Origin of the sequence: Streptosporangium sp. NPDC002524 (assembly GCF_040295985.1) — a bacterium.
GTDB lineage: Bacteria > Actinomycetota > Actinomycetes > Streptosporangiales > Streptosporangiaceae > Streptosporangium.
The window spans coordinates 17,924-36,765 of sequence record NZ_JBEOWK010000033.1 but is presented as its reverse complement, the minus strand read 5'-3'; the positions used below and the strand labels follow the sequence as shown (position 1 = coordinate 36,765).

18 protein-coding genes are annotated in these 18,842 nt (G+C 70.5%); 1 reads left to right on the top strand and 17 read right to left on the bottom strand.

Annotated elements, in window-relative coordinates:
* Positions 1-801 precede the first annotated feature (801 nt).
* Positions 802-1,200: a murein hydrolase activator EnvC family protein gene (locus ABT053_RS37940; protein WP_350975956.1), complete on the top strand. Its 399-nt coding sequence runs from the start codon at positions 802-804 to the stop codon at positions 1,198-1,200.
* A gap of 249 nt (positions 1,201-1,449) precedes the next feature.
* On the opposite strand, the gene dprA is transcribed toward ABT053_RS37940, so the two are convergent.
* From dprA to ABT053_RS37855, 17 genes are all read right to left on the bottom strand, one after another.
* Positions 1,450-2,424, bottom strand: a complete 975-nt coding sequence (gene dprA / locus ABT053_RS37935) for a DNA-processing protein DprA (RefSeq protein ID WP_350975954.1) — start codon at positions 2,422-2,424, stop codon at positions 1,450-1,452.
* Positions 2,425-3,047: 623 nt separating this feature from the next.
* A complete protein-coding gene (locus tag ABT053_RS37930) occupies positions 3,048-4,751 on the bottom strand; it encodes a YifB family Mg chelatase-like AAA ATPase (protein WP_350975952.1) in 1,704 nt (567 codons plus the stop codon).
* A 302-nt stretch (positions 4,752-5,053) separates the two neighbouring features.
* Entirely contained in the window at positions 5,054-5,407 is a 354-nt protein-coding gene (locus tag ABT053_RS37925) for a YraN family protein (RefSeq protein WP_350975950.1), read from the bottom strand.
* A 248-nt stretch (positions 5,408-5,655) separates the two neighbouring features.
* Positions 5,656-5,979 (bottom strand): DUF2469 domain-containing protein, encoded by a 324-nt coding sequence (locus ABT053_RS37920; RefSeq protein ID WP_030511723.1) that lies wholly within the window; start codon positions 5,977-5,979, stop codon positions 5,656-5,658.
* A gap of 39 nt (positions 5,980-6,018) precedes the next feature.
* On the bottom strand, positions 6,019-6,708 hold the full coding sequence (locus tag ABT053_RS37915) for a ribonuclease HII (RefSeq protein WP_350975949.1): 690 nt from the start codon (positions 6,706-6,708) through the stop codon (positions 6,019-6,021).
* 64 nt (positions 6,709-6,772) lie between these two features.
* Entirely contained in the window at positions 6,773-7,366 is a 594-nt protein-coding gene (gene lepB, locus ABT053_RS37910; RefSeq protein ID WP_350975947.1) for a signal peptidase I, read from the bottom strand.
* Positions 7,367-7,375: 9 nt separating this feature from the next.
* Complete coding sequence (gene lepB / locus ABT053_RS37905) at positions 7,376-8,242, bottom strand: signal peptidase I (protein ID WP_350975945.1); 867 nt, start codon at positions 8,240-8,242, stop codon at positions 7,376-7,378.
* Positions 8,243-8,398: 156 nt separating this feature from the next.
* Positions 8,399-8,752 carry a 50S ribosomal protein L19 gene (rplS, locus tag ABT053_RS37900; RefSeq protein ID WP_344746403.1) on the bottom strand — a complete coding sequence of 118 codons (354 nt, stop codon included), beginning with the start codon at positions 8,750-8,752 and terminating at the stop codon, positions 8,399-8,401.
* A gap of 190 nt (positions 8,753-8,942) precedes the next feature.
* Positions 8,943-9,743 carry a tRNA (guanosine(37)-N1)-methyltransferase TrmD gene (trmD, locus tag ABT053_RS37895; RefSeq protein ID WP_350975944.1) on the bottom strand — a complete coding sequence of 267 codons (801 nt, stop codon included), beginning with the start codon at positions 9,741-9,743 and terminating at the stop codon, positions 8,943-8,945.
* Between the two features lies 1 nt (position 9,744).
* Positions 9,745-10,269 (bottom strand): ribosome maturation factor RimM, encoded by a 525-nt coding sequence (gene rimM, locus ABT053_RS37890; RefSeq protein WP_350975942.1) that lies wholly within the window; start codon positions 10,267-10,269, stop codon positions 9,745-9,747.
* 103 nt (positions 10,270-10,372) lie between these two features.
* Positions 10,373-10,615: an RNA-binding protein gene (locus ABT053_RS37885; RefSeq protein ID WP_329091253.1), complete on the bottom strand. Its 243-nt coding sequence runs from the start codon at positions 10,613-10,615 to the stop codon at positions 10,373-10,375.
* Between the two features lies 1 nt (position 10,616).
* Positions 10,617-11,120, bottom strand: coding sequence for a 30S ribosomal protein S16 (rpsP, locus tag ABT053_RS37880; RefSeq protein ID WP_344746407.1), 504 nt, complete (start codon positions 11,118-11,120; stop codon positions 10,617-10,619).
* A 976-nt stretch (positions 11,121-12,096) separates the two neighbouring features.
* On the bottom strand, positions 12,097-13,656 hold the full coding sequence (gene ffh / locus ABT053_RS37875) for a signal recognition particle protein (protein WP_350975941.1): 1,560 nt from the start codon (positions 13,654-13,656) through the stop codon (positions 12,097-12,099).
* Positions 13,657-13,741: 85 nt separating this feature from the next.
* The gene (locus ABT053_RS37870) at positions 13,742-14,302 is read right to left on the bottom strand and encodes a GTP-binding protein (RefSeq protein ID WP_031158879.1); all 561 of its coding nucleotides are present in this window, start codon (positions 14,300-14,302) and stop codon (positions 13,742-13,744) included.
* A 13-nt stretch (positions 14,303-14,315) separates the two neighbouring features.
* Positions 14,316-14,714, bottom strand: a complete 399-nt coding sequence (locus ABT053_RS37865) for a DUF742 domain-containing protein (protein ID WP_350975940.1) — start codon at positions 14,712-14,714, stop codon at positions 14,316-14,318.
* 84 nt (positions 14,715-14,798) lie between these two features.
* Positions 14,799-15,212 (bottom strand): roadblock/LC7 domain-containing protein, encoded by a 414-nt coding sequence (locus ABT053_RS37860; RefSeq protein WP_326646986.1) that lies wholly within the window; start codon positions 15,210-15,212, stop codon positions 14,799-14,801.
* Between the two features lie 43 nt (positions 15,213-15,255).
* Positions 15,256-18,426 (bottom strand): sensor histidine kinase, encoded by a 3,171-nt coding sequence (locus ABT053_RS37855; protein WP_350975938.1) that lies wholly within the window; start codon positions 18,424-18,426, stop codon positions 15,256-15,258.
* Positions 18,427-18,842 lie beyond the last annotated feature (416 nt).

The following is an 18,842-nucleotide window of genomic DNA, read 5'->3' as shown; positions in this document are numbered from 1 at the left end:
TTCGTCACCAGCAGACCCTCGTCACAGGTACGCCCTCATCACCAGCAGACCCTCGTCACAGGTACGCCCTCATCACCAGCAGACCCTCGTCACAGGTACGCCCTCATCACCGGCGGGCCCTCGTCACGGGTATGCCCCTACCACGGGCGCGTCCGCGGCGAGGCTGTCCGCGGGCGGGGGGCCGTGGAACGTCTCACCATTCGCCCTGCCCTCGGCCACCTCCCCGGCCGCTTGCCCGCTTATCCACAGAATTCCATTCGGCCCGTACCCGACCCGTCGCGAGTCCTCATGCTCACGGGCATGAAGACCGTCCACACCCTGGGGCTGCGAGCCCTGTTGTGCTCACTGATCCTGGCCACGCCGACGGCAGCGAGCGCCCGCCACGCGCCCGCCCTCACGCACCCCACCGGCATAACCGGCCGCGCACACGACCCTCACAGCTCTCACGACCCTCACGGCTCCCACAGCTCTCACGACTCTTATGGCTCTCATGGCTCTCATGGCTCTCATGGCCCTTATGGCTCTCATGGCTCTCGCGGCGTGACGGGTCCCGCGACCATCTCCACGTCCGCCCGCGCCGGTGCGCACGCCCCGGTGAGGACGACGCGTCCGGCCGAGGCACCGGCCCCCGCCTCCCGACGGAATCCGGCTGAAGCAGCTCACCGGGATCCGGCCGAAGCACTCGCTCCCTCCCCTGACCGAAATCCGGCCGAAGCGCCCGCTCCCTCCCCCGGCCGGAATCCAGCTGGAACACCCCCTCCCTCCGCTCGCTGGGAATGGCCACTCGCCGGGCGGCCACGGGTGCTCAGGGGCTTCGCACCACCGGCGCAGCCGTGGCTGGCCGGTCACCGGGGCACCGACCTCTCCGCGTCTCCCGGAGCCGAGGTGCGCGCCGCGGGAGCGGGAACGGTCGGCTACGCCGGGCCGCTCGCGGATCGGGGCGTGGTGACCGTGCTCCACCCCGGTGGCCTGCGGACGACCTACCTTCCCGTCCGGCCCTCGGTACGGCGCGGGCAGGCGGTGGCCGCCGGCGAGGTGATCGGCACCCTCCAGGACGTCCCCGGGCACTGTCCCGCCGCCTGCCTGCACTGGGGTCTGCTCCGCGACCGCGCCTACCTCGATCCCCTGCTCCTCCTCGGCCACGGCCAGGTCCGCCTCCTCCCCCTGTGGCCCGCCCCGTCCTCGCGACCCGCTCCATAAGTGATCGCCCCGTCTTCCCCACCCACTTCGTAAGTGGCCCCGCTCCGTTCTCGCGACCTGCTTCACAAGTGACAGCCTCATAGATGGCCCGCTCCACGAGTGGCCCGCTTCGTGAGTAGTCCACTTCGTGAGTGGTCCGCTCTGTCCTCGCCACCCGCCTCACCAGTAACCCTCTTCTTAAGTGGCCGCTTGGGCCGTTTCCGATTCTTGGGCTCGGCCGGTGAAAGTCCCTCGCGGCCTGAGCACGGGCTATCCGCCGGGAGGGCGGTCGGGGCGGAGGCGCCAGCCCTGGGAGACGCGTTCGACGTAGCCCGCGGCCGCCAAACCGCCGAGGCAGGAGAGCACCGTCTCCAGATCGACGCCCGCGGCGACGGCTATCGTCGCGGGGCCCACGCCGATCCGGGTGGGCATGGCCTCGACGACCTTCCGGGTGTCCGGGTCGAGCCGGTCGCGGGGAAGCACCGGGCCACGTGGCTCGGGGGCCAGGTCGGTGCCCATCGTGCCGGCGAGTTCGATCACCTCCTCGGGGCCGGTGACGCAGATGGCCCTGCCCTGGCGGATCAGCCGATGGCACCCGGCCGAGAACTCCGAGGTCACCGGGCCGGGCATCGCGGCCAGATGGCGGTTGAGCGCGATCGCGTGCCCGGCGGTGTTGAGTGCCCCGCTGCGCACGGCCGCTTCGACGACCACGGTGCCCCTGGACAGGGCCGCGATGACGCGGTTTCTGACGAGGAACCTCGGCCGGGTCGGGTGCGCCCCCATGGGGCACTCGCTGACCAGCACCCCCCGCGCCCGGATCGCGGCGAACAACTGCTGGTGCGCGCTGGGGTAGGCGACATCGGCGCCACAGGCGAGCACGGCGACGGTCGGCCCCTCGCAGGCGAGGGCACCCCGGTGAGCGGCCCCGTCGATGCCGTGGGCGCCACCGGAGACGACGCCCCACCCCCGCTCGCTCAGCCCCGCCCCGAGCTCCGCCGCCACATGCGTGCCGTACGGCGTGGCGGCTCGGGAACCGACGACCGCGACGGACCTGATGCAGGAGAACCGCAGGTCGGCGTCGCCGTGGAGCCAGAGAGCGTAGGGCCGGGTGTCTCCCAGGTCGTCAAGCTGGGTCGGCCATTCCGGATCACCGGGAACCACCAGCCTTGCTCCTATCCGCTCGCCCTCGGCCAGGTCACGCCCGGGGTCGGCCGACTTCGACCGGGCCGCCCAGGAGGCGACCATCCGGTCCAGCCTGGCCGCGAGCCGCTCATCCTGCCCATCCCGTGCGGCCCGTGAGCCGTTGCCCGCTCCGGACCGGCCTTCGCCGGAGCGACCGCCGTCGGAGCGACCGCCGTCGGAGCGACCGCCGTCGGAGCGACCGCCGGACACGCCTGGTCTCCCGTGCCGCACCGCCTCCGAGGCGCCAGGCTGGAGGAGCCGCCCCCCTGATGGGCCGGAACCTCCGTCTCCCGGCTCCGGGCTCCCGTCATATCGCCCCCCGCCCCCGCCACGCGGAGGAAACGGTTCGCCAGATGAACCGGATCTCCCGCCCGGCTGGTCCGGGCTCCCGCCGCGCCGATCCTGGCTTTCGCCACCCGGACCGGAATCTCCGTCGTGGAGACCTGGGCCTGCCTCGCGTGGGCTGGAGCTTCCGGCCCGTGGATCAGGCCCGCCGACCGGCCTGCCGGGATCTCCGGGCGGGCCGCCATGAGTGTCGATGAACCATCGGGTGAGACCCGCGTCCGCGGACCCCCTCCGGACCAGGGCGACGGTGGCCTCGGGGCCGCGCAGGGCGACGAGGGCGCCCATCACGGCGTCACCCGGCTCGGCGAGGCGCATCAGGGTGAGCCGTGCGAGCCTCTCGCTCATCGCTCCTCCCCCAGCCAGAGCCCCAGCGCGGAGTTGGTCTCGTGAAGCTCCGGCCGGTCCTTGCCCGCGAGATCGGCGAGCGTCCAGGCCACCTTGAGAATCCGGTCGAGACCCCGGGCGCTCAACCGGCCGCTGTCGAGGTGCCCGAGCAGCGGCGACATCGCCGCGGGCGGCGGCCGGTATTCGGTGTGGAGGGCTCGGGCGGGCACCTCCGCGTTGCACCGCCACGGCGTGCTCGCGAACCTCTTGGCGGCCCGCTCGCGCGCGAGCAGGACCCGCTCGGCCACCACCCCGCTCGACTCGATGAACCGGCGGTCGGCGAGGAGCTCGCGCCTGGTCGAACGGAACAGGCCGACCTTGACGTCCACCCGGTCGAGCAGCGGGCCGGAGAGCCTCGCCAGATAGCGGCGGCGGGCCGCGGGAGCGCACGCGCACGGGTCTTCCGGGGTGGAGGGCCGCGCGCACGGACACCTGTTGGCCGCCAGCACCAGCATGAACCTGGCGGGGAAGGTCACCGACCCCAGCGCTCTGGAGACCGTCACCCGACCCGATTCGAGCGGCTGCCTGAGCGCGTCGAGAACGGTCGTCGAAAATTCTGGCGCCTCGTCCAGGAAGAGCACGCCCCGGTGGGCGAGGGAGACCGCCCCCGGACGGATCATCCCGCTGCCCCCGCCGATGACGGAGGCGACGGTCGCGGTGTGGTGGGGCGCCACGAACGGCGGGCGGACCAGCAGGGGACGGTCCCTGGGCAGCACACCGGCGACCGAGTGGATGGCGGTCACCTCCAGGGCCTGGTCCCGCTCCAGAGCGGGAAGCAGGGTCGGCAGCCGCTCTGCGAGCATGGTCTTGCCGGTGCCGGGGGGACCGAGCATCCAGAGGTTGTGTCCTCCGGCGGCGCAGATCTCCAGCGCGCGACGGGCGAGCGGCTGCCCCGCGACGTCTCCCAGATCGGGAGCGTCACCCGGGGCGCCTCCGGCGTCGTGAGCGTCTCCGAGACCGATCTCACCGGGAAATCCCGGCGGGAGCGGGCCCACGGCCCCCGCGCCCCGATCACCGGCACCGGCACCGGCACCGGCACCGGCACCGGCACCAGGCTCTCCCGCGCAGCCCCCTTCAGCCCCTACAGCCCCTCCGACATCTCCGGCACCGGCGCTCCCGGCGCCCGGCGGGAGACCCGCCGTCGGCTCGTCGCTCCGCAACCAGCTCACCAGGGCGCCCAGCGTGGTCGCGGGAACCACGGTCACCCCCGGCACGAGACCGGCCTCGGCGGCGTTACGGGCGGGGACGACGACGGTGCGGGCACCGGCGGCGACGGCCGCCAGCACGGCGGGGAGCACACCCCGCACCGGTCTGACCGAGCCGTCCAGGCCCAGCTCACCCAGGAAGAGCGGCTCGGCGACCCTGGCGGCGGGCACGAACCCGGCCGCCGCGAGCAGGGCCATGGCGATCGCGACGTCGAACAGGCTTCCGCGCTTGGGCAGGCTGGCGGGGAACAGGCTGACCGTGATCCGGGCGTCTGGCCAGGCGTAACGGCTGTTGACCAGGGCGGAACGGACCCGGTCACGGGCCTCGCTCAGCGCGGTGTCGAGCATGCCGATGAGATGGAGACCCGCCACGCCGCTGCCGACGTCGGCCTCGACCTCGACGAGACGGCCGGTCACCCCGACCAGCGCGACGCAGCGCGTGCGTGCGACGGCCACTCACCCCACCTCCCGCGAGGAGCGAATGATCCACGACAGGCCGGACGCCATCGACGGGCCGGACGCCGTCGACGGGCCGGAGGACTCCGGCACACAGGAAGACCTCAGCGCGCGGGAAAACCCCGGCGCGCGGGAAGACTCCAGCACGGGGGAAGACACCGGCACGCCGGAAGGCCCCGGCACGAGGAAAGACCTCGGCACGCGCGAAGGCCCCGGGACGCGCGAAGACAGCGATGCACTGGAAGAAAGAGACGCACTGGGAGACATCAACGCACCAGAAGAGATCGACACGCTGGGAGGCATCAGCACACCCCCCGCTCGTGGCGGAGGACGAAATCCCCGGCGAACCGCTCCAGGGCGACGACGTCGACACGAATCGCGTCGAATCGCTCCTGGCACCCGGCGAGCCAACCGGCCGCGAGCCGGTGCAGGCGAGCGACCTTCGCGGTGGTGACCGCCTCGAACGCGGTGCCGTGACTGCGGCCGGAGCGGGTCTTCACCTCCACCGCGACGAGCGTGCGCCCCTCCCGGGCGACGATGTCGATCTCCCCGTCTGGACACCGCCAGTTGCGATCCAGGATCTGCAGGTCGTGCGCCAGCAGATAGTCGACGGCGAGCTGCTCACCGTGCCTGCCGAGCTCATCTTTCGCGGCCATGGAACCACCTCCGGTTCCAGACCTTCGCTCAGCTCACCGCACCCCCGAGAAGCCGAACACGATTCTGTGGAAAACCGGCCGGGCCCGAGACATCGCTGTGGACAACACCTCTCGGCCGCTCAGCGGCAGCATAAGGCCTCGAAACATCCGGCCTCATCCCAGGGCACCCCGGCCCTCCGGTCCCGTGGACGACGCCCTCAGGGCCGTCCAGGGAAAGCCGCGCGGGAAAGGCGGGCCGGGAGAGCGGCTCAGGAGGAGAAACCCTCCTTGGGCATCTCGAGATCGGGCTTGGCGAGCTCCTCCACGTTCACGTCCTTGAAGGTCACCACACGGACGTTCTTGACGAACCTCGCCGGGCGGTACATGTCCCAGACCCAGGCGTCCTGCATCTTCACGTCGAAGAACACGTCACCGTTCTCGGCGGTGCGCACGTCAAGATCGACGGAATTGGTGAGATAGAAGCGCCGCTCGGTCTCCACGACATAGGTGAAGAGGCCGACAACGTCGCGGTACTCACGGTAAAGCTGCAGCTCCATCTCGGTTTCGTACTTTTCGAGATCCTCTGCGCTCATACCGGTCCTCCTGTTAAACGCCCACCCCGGCCCGCCCGATCAGACGGCACCGGCCCCCACTTCATTCTCACCCATCACCTCGCCCGCTCCTGACCGCGCCACCGTCGAGAACGAGAAGCGGTGATCCGGACACGGACCGTAGGCGCTGAGAGCCCTGCGATGGTCGGCGGTGCCATACCCCTTGTGCACGGCGAATCCGTACCGGGGATGGCGTTCGTGCAGCGCCACCATCATCTCGTCCCGCGTCACCTTGGCCACGATCGAGGCCGCGGCGATGCAGGCCGCGACCTGATCTCCCTTCCACACGCCCAGCGACGGTGCGGGCAGGCCGGGAACGGGGAACCCATCGGTCAGAACGTAGCCGGGGTGACAGGGTAGTCGTGCCACGGCCCTGCGCATTCCTCCGATGTTGGATCTGTGGAGGCCCCGGGCGTCGATCTCGTCGGGCGGGATCACCACCACGCTCACCGCCTTCGCGGTCATCGTGATCCGCTCGAACAGCGACGCGCGCCGGGAGGCCGTCAGCAGCTTGGAGTCGTCCAGGCCGTCGATCATCCGGCCGCCCAGCACCACGGCGGCGACCACCAGCGGCCCGGCGCAGGCGCCCCGGCCCGCCTCGTCGACTCCCGCCACGGGACCGAGCCCGCGGCGGCTGAGAGCCCGCTCGTAGCCGTACAGTCCCGAATCCCGCCGGACCACGCTGGGTCTGGGGCGAAACGCAACCGTCATGGCACCACGGGTGACAGAGCGACCATGACCAGAGAGTACGCCCCCTCCGGTGCATTCGGTACCGCTATCTCACCTTGAGGAAGGTCTCCGGTCTCGAAAGGACCGCGGCCCTGGAGAACGGCCAGTAGATCGCGACGGCACGGCCGATGACGTCGCTCTCCGGGATCGAGCCCTCTCCCAGCCGCTCCTCGTGGGCACGCGAGTCGGCGGAGGCGGTGCGGTGATCGCCCATGACCCACAGCCTCCCCTCGGGAACGACCTTCTCGAACGGCTCCCCCGAGGGGAAGTCGCCGGAGAAGAGGTAGGAGCTCTCCTCGATCGGGACCCCGTTGACGGTGATCCGCTGCTTGGCGTCGCAGCACTTCACCGTGTCACCGCCGACCGCGATCACCCGCTTGATGGTGTCCTCGTTGTTCCAGCCCCTGAAGACCACGATGTCGCCGCGCTCGGAGTCGCCGTGCAGCTTGTTGACGACCACCCGGTCACCCACCAGAAGGGTGTTCTGCATCGACTCCGACGGGATCCAGAAGGACTGGAAGACGAACGCCTGTAACAGCAGCGCCACCCCCACCCCGCACACCAGCAGGAACAGCGACTCGCGCAGGCCACCGCCCTTGCCGCTCTTCTCTTTCTTGTCAGCCTCGGGTTCAACGGTCATGAGAGGGGGCTACCGCCTTGAGAGCAGACGACGACGCCACAGCACCAGCGGCACGGCACCCGCGAAGCCCGCGAGGAGCGGGGTGGCCCCTCCCAGGGCCGCGGCGGCCTTGAGGGCCGGCTGGCCGAAGGTGTCGGGAATGGGAAGGGTCGTGGCCCTGGAGAACGGCCACACGATCACGAAGGCCCGGCCGATCACCTTGTCCACCGGGATCGTCCCGCCCCCGGGGTCGCCGAGGTGGGAACGGGAGTCGAGCGAGACCAGCCGGTGGTCGCCCATCACCCACAGGCGCCCCGGCTCGACCTTGGCCTCGAAGAAGCTCTGGGACGGCACGTCGCCGGGGTAGAGATACCCCTCGTCGAGGGCGACCCCGTTGACCGTCACCCGGCCCTTGGCGTCGCAGCACTTCACGGTGTCGCCGGCGACGCCGATGACCCGCTTGATGTAGTCCTTCTCGCCGGGGACCACGCCGAAGGCGGTGCCGATCCAGCGGAAGAATCCCACGACCGGGTTGGACGGCTCCTCGATGGGGACCTCGGGGTCCCAGGAGTCGACCCCGGAGAAGACCACCACGTCGCCGCGCTCGATGTCGCGGACGCGGTAGACGAGCTTGTTGACCAGGACCCGGTCGTTCGTGAGGAGGGTGTTCTCCATCGACTCCGAGGGGATGTAGAACGCCTGGATCACGAAGGTCTTGATTATGAGGGCGAGCACCAACGCCACGACGACCAGGACAGGCAGCTCCTTCCAGAAGGAGCCCTTCTTCTTGCCCTTGCCGTCCTCGGCGCTCTTCTGAGTGTCTTCGGCGACCACGTCCACCTCGTCCTCGACAGGTCGACGCGTGACTGCGCCGTACTCCCGGTCTTCGCTAGTCATCGCTGACGAGCCTAGATGATGGGCGGTACCCAGTGCTTGAGTGACGGGGTACCGCATAGCCATGCGTATTGCCATAGGAGGTCAAACCTCCTTACATGCGACTGGCCCGCTCCCCGGTGAAGGGGGCGCGGGCCAGGTCGGGAGACGCTGACGCGCCTAGCGGGCGTCGCGCTTCTCGCGGATGCGGGCGGCCTTGCCGCGCAGGTCACGCATGTAGTAGAGCTTGGCGCGGCGGACGTCGCCACGGGTCACGAGGGTGATCTTCTCGATGACCGGGCTGTGCACCGGGAAGGTCCGCTCGACACCGACGCTGTAGCTGACCTTGCGGACGGTGAAGGTCTCACGGGAGCCGCCGCCCTGGCGGCGCAGGACGAAACCCTTGAAGACCTGGACACGGGACCGGCTGCCCTCGATGACCCTGACGTGGACCTCAAGCGTGTCACCGGGCCGGAAGTCCGGGACATCGGTGCGGAGCGCGGACTTCTCGAGCTCGCTGATCAGCGTGTGCATGGCAGTGGTACCTCATTTACGAGCGCACACGGAGGTCCATCCGGCCGCGACGGAGCGGCGTCGCGATGGACACGCGTGCTGAAGTGGACTATGTCTCGGAGCCGGGGCCGTCTGCCCGGTGGCGCGCGCCAGCCAGTGTTCGGTCGGCGGCAACGCTTCAGTCTGCCATATTTTCCCGACCGACCGGAAATCAACCGGTCAGAGCGGCCGGACCGGCCGGGCCCGTCCCGGGCAGGTCCGGCTCCGCCAGGGCCCGTCTGTCGTGCTTGTCCAGGCTCTCCGGGTCGAGCGCCGCCAGCAGCTCGGGCCGGTTCCTCGCGGTACGGCGCAGCGCCTGGTCCCGCCGCCACCGGGCGATCTTCCCGTGGTGCCCGGAGAGCAGGATCTCCGGCACCTCGTGCCCCCGCCACTCGGGCGGCTTGGTGTAGACGGGGCCCTCCAGGAGGTTCTCCATCGCGCCGGGCGCGAAGGAGTCGTCCACGGCCGAGTTGACGTTGCCGAGCACGCCCGGCAGCAGCCGCCCGACGGCCTCGATCATCACCAGCACCGCCACCTCGCCCCCGGCGAGCACGTAGTCGCCGACGCTGACCTCGTCCACGCGCATGCGGGCGCCGTACTCGGCCATCACCCGGGAGTCGATGCCCTCGTAGCGGGCCGGGGTGAACAGCAGCCACGGCTCGGCGGCGTACTCCATCGCGAGCCTCTGGGTGAAGGGCACGCCGCTGGGGGTCGGCACGATCATCCTCGGCGGGACGTCCGGGCCGGAGGCGAGGATCGCGTCGACGGCCTCCCCCCAGGGGCCCGGCTTCATGACCATGCCGGGGCCGCCGCCGTAGGGGGTGTCGTCCACGGTGCGGTGCACGTCGTGGGCGTGGTCGCGGAGCTGGTGGAGGTGGACGTCGAGGATGCCGCGCTCGCGGGCCTTGCCGATGAGGGAGACGTCGAGGGGGGCGAAGTACTCGGGGAAGATGGAGATGACGTCGACGCGCATGTCAGGCGATCTCGTCCGGGTCGAGCAGCCCGGGGGGGCCGTCCACGACGAGGATGCCCTTGACGAGATCGACCTCGGGCACCAGCGCCTTGACGAACGGCACGTAGACCTCGGCGGCCCCGGGCTCGCCGCGCCGTACGACGAGCAGGTCCTGGCCGTGGTGGAGCACGTCGGACACCTCTCCCACCGCCTCGCCGCCGGGTTTGACCACGGTGAGGCCGATGAGCTGGTGGTCGTAGAACTCGTCGGGGTCGTCGGGGGGCGGGATGTCGTCCGAGTCGATCACGAGCATGGTGCCGCGGAGGTCCTCCGCCCGGTCACGGCCGGTCACGCCCTCGAACCTGACCAGCAGGATCCCGGAGTGCCAGCGGCGGGACTCGACGACCAGCGGGCCCGCGGACGCGGGGTCGGTGGCCAGGGCGGTGCCCGGGGCGAAGCGCCGGTCCGGCTCGTCGGTGCGCACCTCCACGGACACGTCCCCGCGGAGCCCGTGCGGGCGGCCGATCCGGCCTACGACGAGCTGCACGCCCGCCTCCTCACGTAGTAGGTGTCTGTGGTGCCTGTGGAAAGCAGACGGGCCACCCACACTGGGCGGGTGGCCCGTTCGCTCGATGGACGCGTCTCGCCGGCTAGCGGGCCTCGTTCAGGTCGAGGAGATCGACCCGGACGTACTTGCCGTCGCCGAGGGCGTTCACGACCGTGCGAAGCGCCTTGGCCGTACGGCCGCCGCGGCCGATGACCTTACCGAGGTCCTCGGGGTGGACCCGGACCTCAAGCACACGCCCGCTGCGGATGCGGCGAGCGTGAACCTGGACGTCGTCAGGATGCTCGACGATGCCCTTCACCAGGTGCTCGAGGGCCTCCTCGAGCACCTCAGGCCTCGCCTTCCGGCTTCTCCTCGGCGGCCGCGGTGGGCTCGGCCGGGGTCTCGGCGGCGGCCTCTTCGGCCTTGGGGGCCTCTTCGGCCTTCGGAGCCTCGTCAGCCTTGGGAGCCGCCTTGCGGGTCGACTTCTTCGGCGTGGTGGCGGCCTCCAGGGAGAGCGCCTCCTTGGCCGCGGCCTCGTAGACGGCGTGGCGGTCGGCCTTGGGCTCGGCCACCAGGAGCGGGGCCGGAGCCGGCTCGCCCTTGAACTTCTGCCAGTCGCCGGTGAGCTTGAGGAGCTTGAGCACGGGCTCGGTCGGCTGCGCGCCGACACCCAGCCAGTAGGCCGCCCTGTCGGAGTCGACCTCGATGCGCGAGGGGTTCTCCTTCGGGTGGTACAGGCCGATCTCCTCGATCGCCCGGCCGTCACGCTTGGTGCGGCTGTCGGCGATGACGATGCGGTACTGCGGGTTGCGGATCATGCCGAGCCGCTTGAGCTTGATCTTGACTGCCACTGGTGTGGTCTCTCCTGCATTAGAGCGTGGGTGAACGGCGTCTCATCGAGTGGGGCACGAGGAGAGGATCGTCCGAGGGACAGGCATGGCACGCGGGAGTGAGAGGGCAACCACGTGTCACGATGTTCCAACATGTCATTGTGCCAGACGTGCGGGGGTGCCCGGCCAACCCGCGGCCATCCGGTACGGCGGCCGGAGGGCAAATCTCGGTAATCCCCGTGTGTCCGGGCCCCCGGGCGGGCCGGCCTGGTGCGCTAAATGGCCGCCGTGGCAACCACCCTCAGATCTCTGCTGCTGACCGCGACCGGATCCGTCACCGTGCTGGGCGCGGTGCTGGCCATCAGGGCGACGACCCCCGCGGGCCAGGCCGACGTGTCCCCCGCCCCCGTCTCCTCCCCCGCCGCGACCTCCGCCGGAACCCTCGGGGAGACTCTCGGAATCCTCGGAGGGATCCTCGGGAACCCCGGGGAGACTCCCGGGCCCCCCGGAAGTGCCGCCGGGAGCGCGGGAACCGCCGAGCCGCCCGGGGCGCCGGCGTGGCGTGGAGCTCCCGCCGCGCCGGAGGCCGTGCCAGGGGCGCCGTTCCCGGGAGGAATCGCGGTAACGCCGGAGACACCCGGCTCACCGGTGGTCCCGGTCCCGTTCGGGGCCTCGGTCCCGCTCAGGATCCCGGCCGTGGCGGGACCTCCGGCCCCGCCGGGGATCCCGGTCCCACCGGGATCGCCCGCGCCGTCCGCGCTCCCGGCGCTCCCGGCTTTCCCGCCGTTCACACCGGACCCGCCGCCCGGGTCGTTCTCGCCGTCTCCGCCGTCCCCGTCACGCGCGCCGTACCCGGCGCGCGTGCAGGAGGGCGGCGGGCTCCGGTGGGAGCACTACTTCGGGCGTACGCCGAGGAGTTCGAGCACGGCGACGAGGATGAAACCACCGACGATGATCACCCAGATCCACCTGGCGCGCGAGTGGAAGCCGTCGTCGCTCATTTCTGCCCGGGGAGCTTGAACTTCGAGGGGTCGAAGCCCGGCGGCAGCTCCAGGCCCGGCGGCAGCTGCTGCCGGGACCCCAGCTTGCCGAGGAGGCCGTTGCCCGCGGGGGTCGCGGGCTCGTCGGTCTTGTCGGCGGCGGCCTTGCCGAGCGCCGCCTTGCGCGGGTCACCGCTCACCCTGCGCCCCTTGGCAGCCTTCTTCTGCGCGGCCTTGCCGCTCTTGCGGCCGCCCGGCATGCCGGGAATGCCCATGCCGCCGGCCATCCGCTTCATCATCTTCTGGGCGTCGAAGAAGCGGGTGACGAGCCCGCTCACCTCGGTCACCGTCACGCCGGAACCCTTGGCGATGCGGGCCCGGCGGGAACCGTCGATCATCTTCGGGTTGTGGCGCTCGGCGGGGGTCATCGAGCGGATGATCGCGGCGATGCGGTCGAGGTCGCGGTCGTCGACCTGGTTGAGCTGCTCGCGCATCTGCCCCATGCCGGGCATCATCCCGAGCAGGTTCTTGATGGGGCCCATCTTCTGGACCATCATCATCTGCTCGAGGAAGTCCTCCAGGGTGAAGCCCTCGCCCGAGGTGAGCTTGCTCGCCATCTTGGCGGCCTCGGCCTCGTCGAAGGTCTTCTGCGCCTGCTCGATCAGGGTGAGGATGTCACCCATGTCGAGGATGCGGGACGCCATCCGGTCGGGGTGGAAGGCGTCGAAGTCCTCGAGCTTCTCACCGGTCGACGCGAACATGATCGGCCTGCCGGTGATGTGGCGGACCGACAGGGCGGCGCCGCCGCGGGCGTCGCCGTCGAGCTTGGTCAGCACGACGCCGTCGAAGCCCACGCCCTCCATGAAGGCCTGGGCCGTGGAGACGGCGTCCTGGCCGATCATGGCGTCGACGACGAACAGGACCTCGTCGGGCGAGACCGCGTCGCGGATGTCGGCCGCCTGCCTCATCAGCTCCTGGTCGATGCCCAGGCGGCCCGCGGTGTCGATGATGACGATGTCGTGCTGCTGCCGCTTGGCGTGGTCGATCGACTGGCGGGCCACCGCGACCGGGTCGCCGACGCCGTTGCCCGGCTCGGGCGCGTAGACCGCGACGCCCGCGCGCTCGGCCACGACCGAGAGCTGCTGGACGGCGTTGGGCCGCTGGAGGTCGGCGGCGACCAGCAGCGGCGTGTGGCTCTGCTCGCGCAGCCAGCGGGCCAGCTTGCCGGCCAGGGTCGTCTTGCCCGCGCCCTGCAGGCCCGCGAGCATGATGACGGTCGGCGGGTTCTTCGCGTAGCGAAGCCGCCGGGTCTCGCCGCCGAGGATCTCGATGAGCTCGTCGTTGACGATCTTCACGACCTGCTGTGCCGGGTTCAGCGCCTGGGAGACCTCGACGCCGCGGGCGCGTTCCTTGACCTGGGCGACGAACGCCTTGACCACGGGCAGCGCGACGTCGGCCTCGAGCAGCGCGATGCGGATCTCGCGGCAGGTCGCGTCGATGTCGGCCTCGGACAGCCGACCCTTGGATCGAAGGGAGGAGAAGACCGATGTCAGCCGGTCGGAAAGCGTCTCGAACACGTGATTGGCCAGCCTCTGCGCTACAGGTCTGCGACTCGACCTCCCAGCCTATCCGCTGGGAGGTGCGACTGACGCCCTCCAGCGGTCAGCGGCCCCAGCCGGGGACGGCCATCCGCATGGTGAGCGCGTGCTCCACAAGCGTGATGAGCGTGGCCTTCACCGCGTCGCGCGAGCGGGCGTCGGTCCGGGAGATGGGGATGTGCGGGGCCAGTGTCAGCGCCTCGCGCACCTCCTCCTCACCGTGGAGGTAGGTGCCGTCCCAGCCGTTGACCGCGACGACGAAGGGGAGTTTGGCCTCCTCGAAGTAGTCGATCGCCGGGAAGCTGTCGGCCAGCCGCCGGGTGTCGACGAGCACGATCGCGCCGATCGCGCCGCGGACCAGGTCGTCCCACATGAACCAGAACCGGTGCTGACCCGGCGTACCGAACAGGTACAGGATCAGGTCGCGGTCCAGCGAGACACGGCCGAAGTCCATGGCGACCGTGGTGGTGGTCTTGTTCGGTGTGAGGCCGAGATCGTCGATCCCGGCGCTGGCGTCGGTCATCACCGCCTCCGTGGTCAGCGGCAGAATCTCCGACACCGCCCCCACGAAGGTGGTCTTGCCAACACCGAATCCCCCGGCGACGACGATTTTCGTCGATGTCAGGCCGCCGCCGCGGCTAGAGCCTGCGAAGTCCACTGAGCACCCTTTCCAGCAGGTTGAGATCCGGCTTGCCCGCGTCCAGCTGCGGCTGGTGGATCTGCACCAGGCCCTCGGCGGCCATGTCGGCCACCAGGATCCTGGTCACGCCGAGCGGGATGCGGAGCATCGCGGAGATCTCAGCGACCGAACGCACTTGCCGGCACAGGGCACTGATCCCCTGATACTCCGGGGTGCGGGTGGATAAATCATGATGTATGGAGGTCGCCGAGGAGACCAGGGCCTCCAGGGCGAGTTGGGTCCGGGGGGCGGTGCGCCCCCCGGTCACGGCGTACGGACGGACGAGGGAGCTCTGCTCCGACGGCGCCGAGTGCATGAGATGGGAGGGACCGCCCTGATGCCGGTGGGGGTCGTCCATCGATTGATAGGGATACCCGCCGTGCGGGTCACCCTCACCGGTCCAGCCGCGGCCTGCCACGACAGCCTCCTAGCGTCATCGCCGTCACCGTGAGTGGGAAGACTGCAGTTCGGCGCGGACTGCCGGGGTCAGCACCTGACCTGCCCGCTCGACGAGCATCGTCATCTGGTAGGCCACCAGCCCCATGTCACAGTCGGCGGCGGCCAGCACCGCCAGACAGGAACCGTCACTGATGGACATGATGAGGAGCAGCCCTCGCTGCATCTCCACCACGGTCTGGGTGACCGCACCGCCCTCGAAAACCCGCGAGGCGCCCTGGGTCAGGCTGATCAGGCCGGCCGCGACCGCGGCCAGCTGGTCCGCCCTGTCCCTGGGGAACCCGTCCGAGTACGCCAACGGCAGACCGTCGGCCGACACGACGACCGTGTGCGCCACACCTGGGACGTTGTTCACAAAGTCGGTGATCAGCCAATTGACCCCCCGGGCGGCCTGGCTCATTTCGCGCACGTGTCATCCTCCTTGGCGACCATGATGAGCTCGCTCACCGGTCCTCCTTGTTTCCTTCAACATCCCGGCCGAAGTCGGGATACGGCCGCCCGTCCCCGGCGCCGCCCCTGGCGGCCGCGCGGCCCTGCCGTACTCCCTGCTGGAAGCTCGCCAGCCTGCTGCGCACCGCCTCGGGGGAGACAGTCGGCCGGTGCACGGGAGTTTGGGGGGCCGCGCTCAGGTCGGGCGCGGCCGTACCGGGTACCAGGTTCGCCTTGGGCACCCGCTTGGGCAGCCCCGAACCGGTGACCCCGCCGAGCGAGGGCTCGCTGGCGGCCTTGGCGGCCTGCCAGCCCACGTCCGCGGGCGAGGACCAGCCGTTCCCCGGTGCGGGGGCGGCCGGTTGCGAGAGCTGGACGGTCTCCTGGGCGGCCTGGGCCTGGGGGGCCTCCTCGACGCGCTCCTGGACGACCGGGGCCGGCTCGACCTTCTTGAACCAGTCGGACTCGACGGCCGCGAAGATCGGCAGGAACTCCTCCTTCGCCTCTTCCATGGGCGAGGCGTCGGGGATCACCGGCAGCGGGCCGGTGTTGTCCGCCGGGTCGAAGACCCGCCGCCCGAACGGCCCGGAGTTGCCGGTGGACGGCCAGCCTCCGGAGTCGCCGCGCGAGGAGGTGGACCAGACGTCGGAGCCGGTGTCCCTGCTCTGCTGGCCGCCGGGCCAGACGGGGGCGTCGCCGCGCGGGGTCGGGTTCGGGCCGGTGGACCACACCCCCCCGTCACCGCGAGGCCCGCCCTGCTGCCCCTGCCGCCACCCCGAGGGGTCGGGTTGGGAGGCGTTCGGCCAGCCGTGGCCGGGGTCGGCGCCGGGCGGCGGCACCTGTCCCGGCCAGGGGGTGTCGACGGGCGCCTGCCCGAACTGGCCGCCTCCGAAGGGAGGCTGCGAGGCCTCGAAGGAGTTGAACTGCTGCCCCATGTCGAAGGAGGCGAACGAGTTCTGGTGGGCGGCCTCGAACGAGGCGAAGGACGGCATCGGGGGGGCGGTGGGGCTGGCCAGCACGGGCGGGCGGTCCATGGAGGCCATGGATCCGGCCCAGTCGCCGCTCTGCATGCTGGGGACGGGCCCGCCCGGACGGTTGGTGACGGCGAGCAGGTTCTCCGGGAGCAGGACCATCGCGGTCAGGCCGCCGCTGTCCTGCTGCCTGAGCTGGACGCGGATGCCGTGCCGCAGGGCGAGGCGGCCGACCACGAACAGGCCCATCCGGCGGGAGACGGAGACGTCCACCACCGGCGGGTTGGCCAGCCGCCAGTTGGCCTGGGAGAGCTCCTCGGCGGTCATGCCGATGCCGATGTCGGTCACCGAGACCATCACCCCGCCGCCGTCGATGCGGTTGCTGGAGACGATGACCTTGGTCTCGCGGGGGGAGAAGGAGATCGCGTTCTCCACGAGCTCCGCGACCAGGTGGACGACGTCGTTGACGGAGGTGCCCACCACGGACACGCCCGCGGACAGCTGCAGGTCGACCCGCTCGTAGTTCTCGACCTCCGACAGCGAGGCGCGGACCACGTCGATGAGCGGGACCGGCTGGCTCCACCGGCGGGCGGGTTCCTGTCCGGCGAGGACCAGGAGGTTCTCGGAGTTGCGGCGCATGCGGGTGGCGAGGTGGTCGAGCCGGAAGAGGCTGCCCAGCCGGCCCTCGTCCTGCTCGCCCTGCTCCAGGCTCTCGATGAGGGAGAGCTGGCGTTCGACCAGGGTCTGGCTGCGCCGGGAGAGGTTGACGAACATCGAGTTGACGTTGCTCCGCAGCGTGGCCTCCTGGCCCGCCAGCCGCACGGCCTCGCGGTGGACCTCGTCGAAGGCCCGCGCCACCTCACCGATCTCGTCGTCGGAGGCGACACCGATCGGGGTGATGTCGGCGGTCGAGACCTCGCCGCTCTCGCGCATCGTCTGGACGGTCTCGGGGAGACGCTGGCCGGCGATGGACAGCGCCTCGGTGCGGAGCCTGCGCAGCGGCCGTACCAGCGACCGCGCCATGACGGAGGTGACGATCAGGACGAGGAGGAGTAGCAGGCCGCTCAGCCCGGCGGCGATCAGCGCGCCGCGCTGCTCGGACGCCTGCAGGTCGGAGCTCTGCATGATGAGGGTCTTGGCGACCTCCTCCTCCACCACGCGCATGCGGTCGATGACCTCGGTGGAGGAGTCGAACCAGGACTGCAGGTCGCTGAGCTGGCTCTTGGAGACGTCGACGTTCACCAGCGGCCGGCCGTTGAGGGCAAGGAAGACGGCGCGGGCGCGCGTCGCCGCCGCGCGGTCCTTCTTCGGGCTGCTGACCGTGTCGTCGTAGAGCTGGCGTTGCTGGATCGACGCCTCGGAGCGGAAGGTCGCGAGCTCGCCGTCGAACTGCGCGCGGGCGGCCAGCATGGCGTCGAGGCCCTCGGCGCTGAACGTCCTCGCGACGAGGGCGGCGGTGAGGTTCGCGCGCTCCCTGGACGCCTGCTCCTTCGCCCTGGTCAGCGCGGCGAACGTGGCCGCGCCGCCGGTGAGGTTCTCGTCCGAGACACCCTGGATGATCTCGTCGTGCAGGGCGATCAGGTCCACCATCGTGCGGGAGTACATGGCGATCGTGGGCTGGGCGGGCAGGTTGGTGTTCTCGCCCGCGGCCAGTTCGCGCACGCTCTTGATCTCGTCGATGCGGCGGCGGATCTGGGTGAGCTCGGTCGCGCCCCGGCTGCCGAGGGACTCCAGGAGATCGCTGTTGGCCATGGCGTTGTCGACGAGGACGTTCACCCGCCCGACGACCTGGTCGACGGAGGCGTGCTGCTTGCGCAGGGTCGTCCCGCTGCCGGCCTGCCGGTCTCCCGCCACGTGCCGGGCCGACAGGTCTCGTTCGAGCTGCAGCTCGTTGACAAGCTCGCTGAGGCCGGCGGTGAGTTCGGCGGTGGTGCGCACGCGTTCGTACTCGGCGGCGCTGCTGATCGAGCTGGTGACGCGCAGGCCTCCCAGCACGATCGCGGCGACGGTGGGAATGACGATGAGCGCGATCAGCCGCGATCTCACCCGCCAGTTCTTGAGCGCGAGCCTGCTGCCGTTCCTCTCGGACTTCTCGGCGTCGCGACCGTCGAGATCCTGACCCGGGCCGCTCTGCGGCCGCCCCCCCTGGTTGTCGAATCCCAGGGCAGGTGCCAGCCCGGATTCGCGTTCGCTGGGGATTGACGCTGTCCTCACTGGCCTCCGCTGCCTCTCCTCGGATCGTCTGCTTGGAGGGGATCGCGTCACGCAATGATGTGCGAGTGACGCCGACGCATCCATGGGGTAGGGGTTATTGGAGCACAGCCGGATGAGTTCGGCCAACAGCACATAACTCGCATTCATCACTTAACAGGCACACAGCATCCGCAACCGGGCGATGACTCTCCGTCCTGTAACCGCAAACTTCCACAAAGTTGCGAAACAGATTTATTGACTTCTTTGACTACGCCCGCTAAGCCCGCACATCCAGCGATTGATACGGGTGAGGCAACTGGGAGCTCCGTGACCGTTTTGTGGCTTAGGGGCGAAAGAGGCAATATTTGTAATTTGACTGATCTACTCCGCTACTCTGATCCGCGGTCGGCATACCCCCCTTGACCAACATGCCTCCC

Excerpts from the sequence above, each read along its gene's own strand:
- dprA (WP_350975954.1), bottom strand. The coding sequence starts at position 2,424 with ATGGTCGCCTCCTGGGCGGCCCGGTCGAAGTCGGCCGACCCCGGGCGT.
- ABT053_RS37925 (WP_350975950.1), bottom strand. The coding sequence starts at position 5,407 with ATGGCCGCGAAAGATGAGCTCGGCAGGCACGGTGAGCAGCTCGCCGTC.
- ABT053_RS37920 (WP_030511723.1), bottom strand. The coding sequence starts at position 5,979 with ATGAGCGCAGAGGATCTCGAAAAGTACGAAACCGAGATGGAGCTGCAG.
- ABT053_RS37915 (WP_350975949.1), bottom strand. The coding sequence starts at position 6,708 with ATGACGGTTGCGTTTCGCCCCAGACCCAGCGTGGTCCGGCGGGATTCG.
- lepB (WP_350975947.1), bottom strand. The coding sequence starts at position 7,366 with ATGACCGTTGAACCCGAGGCTGACAAGAAAGAGAAGAGCGGCAAGGGC.
- lepB (WP_350975945.1), bottom strand. The coding sequence starts at position 8,242 with ATGACTAGCGAAGACCGGGAGTACGGCGCAGTCACGCGTCGACCTGTC.
- rplS (WP_344746403.1), bottom strand. The coding sequence starts at position 8,752 with ATGCACACGCTGATCAGCGAGCTCGAGAAGTCCGCGCTCCGCACCGAT.
- trmD (WP_350975944.1), bottom strand. The coding sequence starts at position 9,743 with ATGCGCGTCGACGTCATCTCCATCTTCCCCGAGTACTTCGCCCCCCTC.
- ABT053_RS37865 (WP_350975940.1), bottom strand. The coding sequence starts at position 14,714 with ATGGACGACCCCCACCGGCATCAGGGCGGTCCCTCCCATCTCATGCAC.
- ABT053_RS37860 (WP_326646986.1), bottom strand. The coding sequence starts at position 15,212 with ATGAGCCAGGCCGCCCGGGGGGTCAATTGGCTGATCACCGACTTTGTG.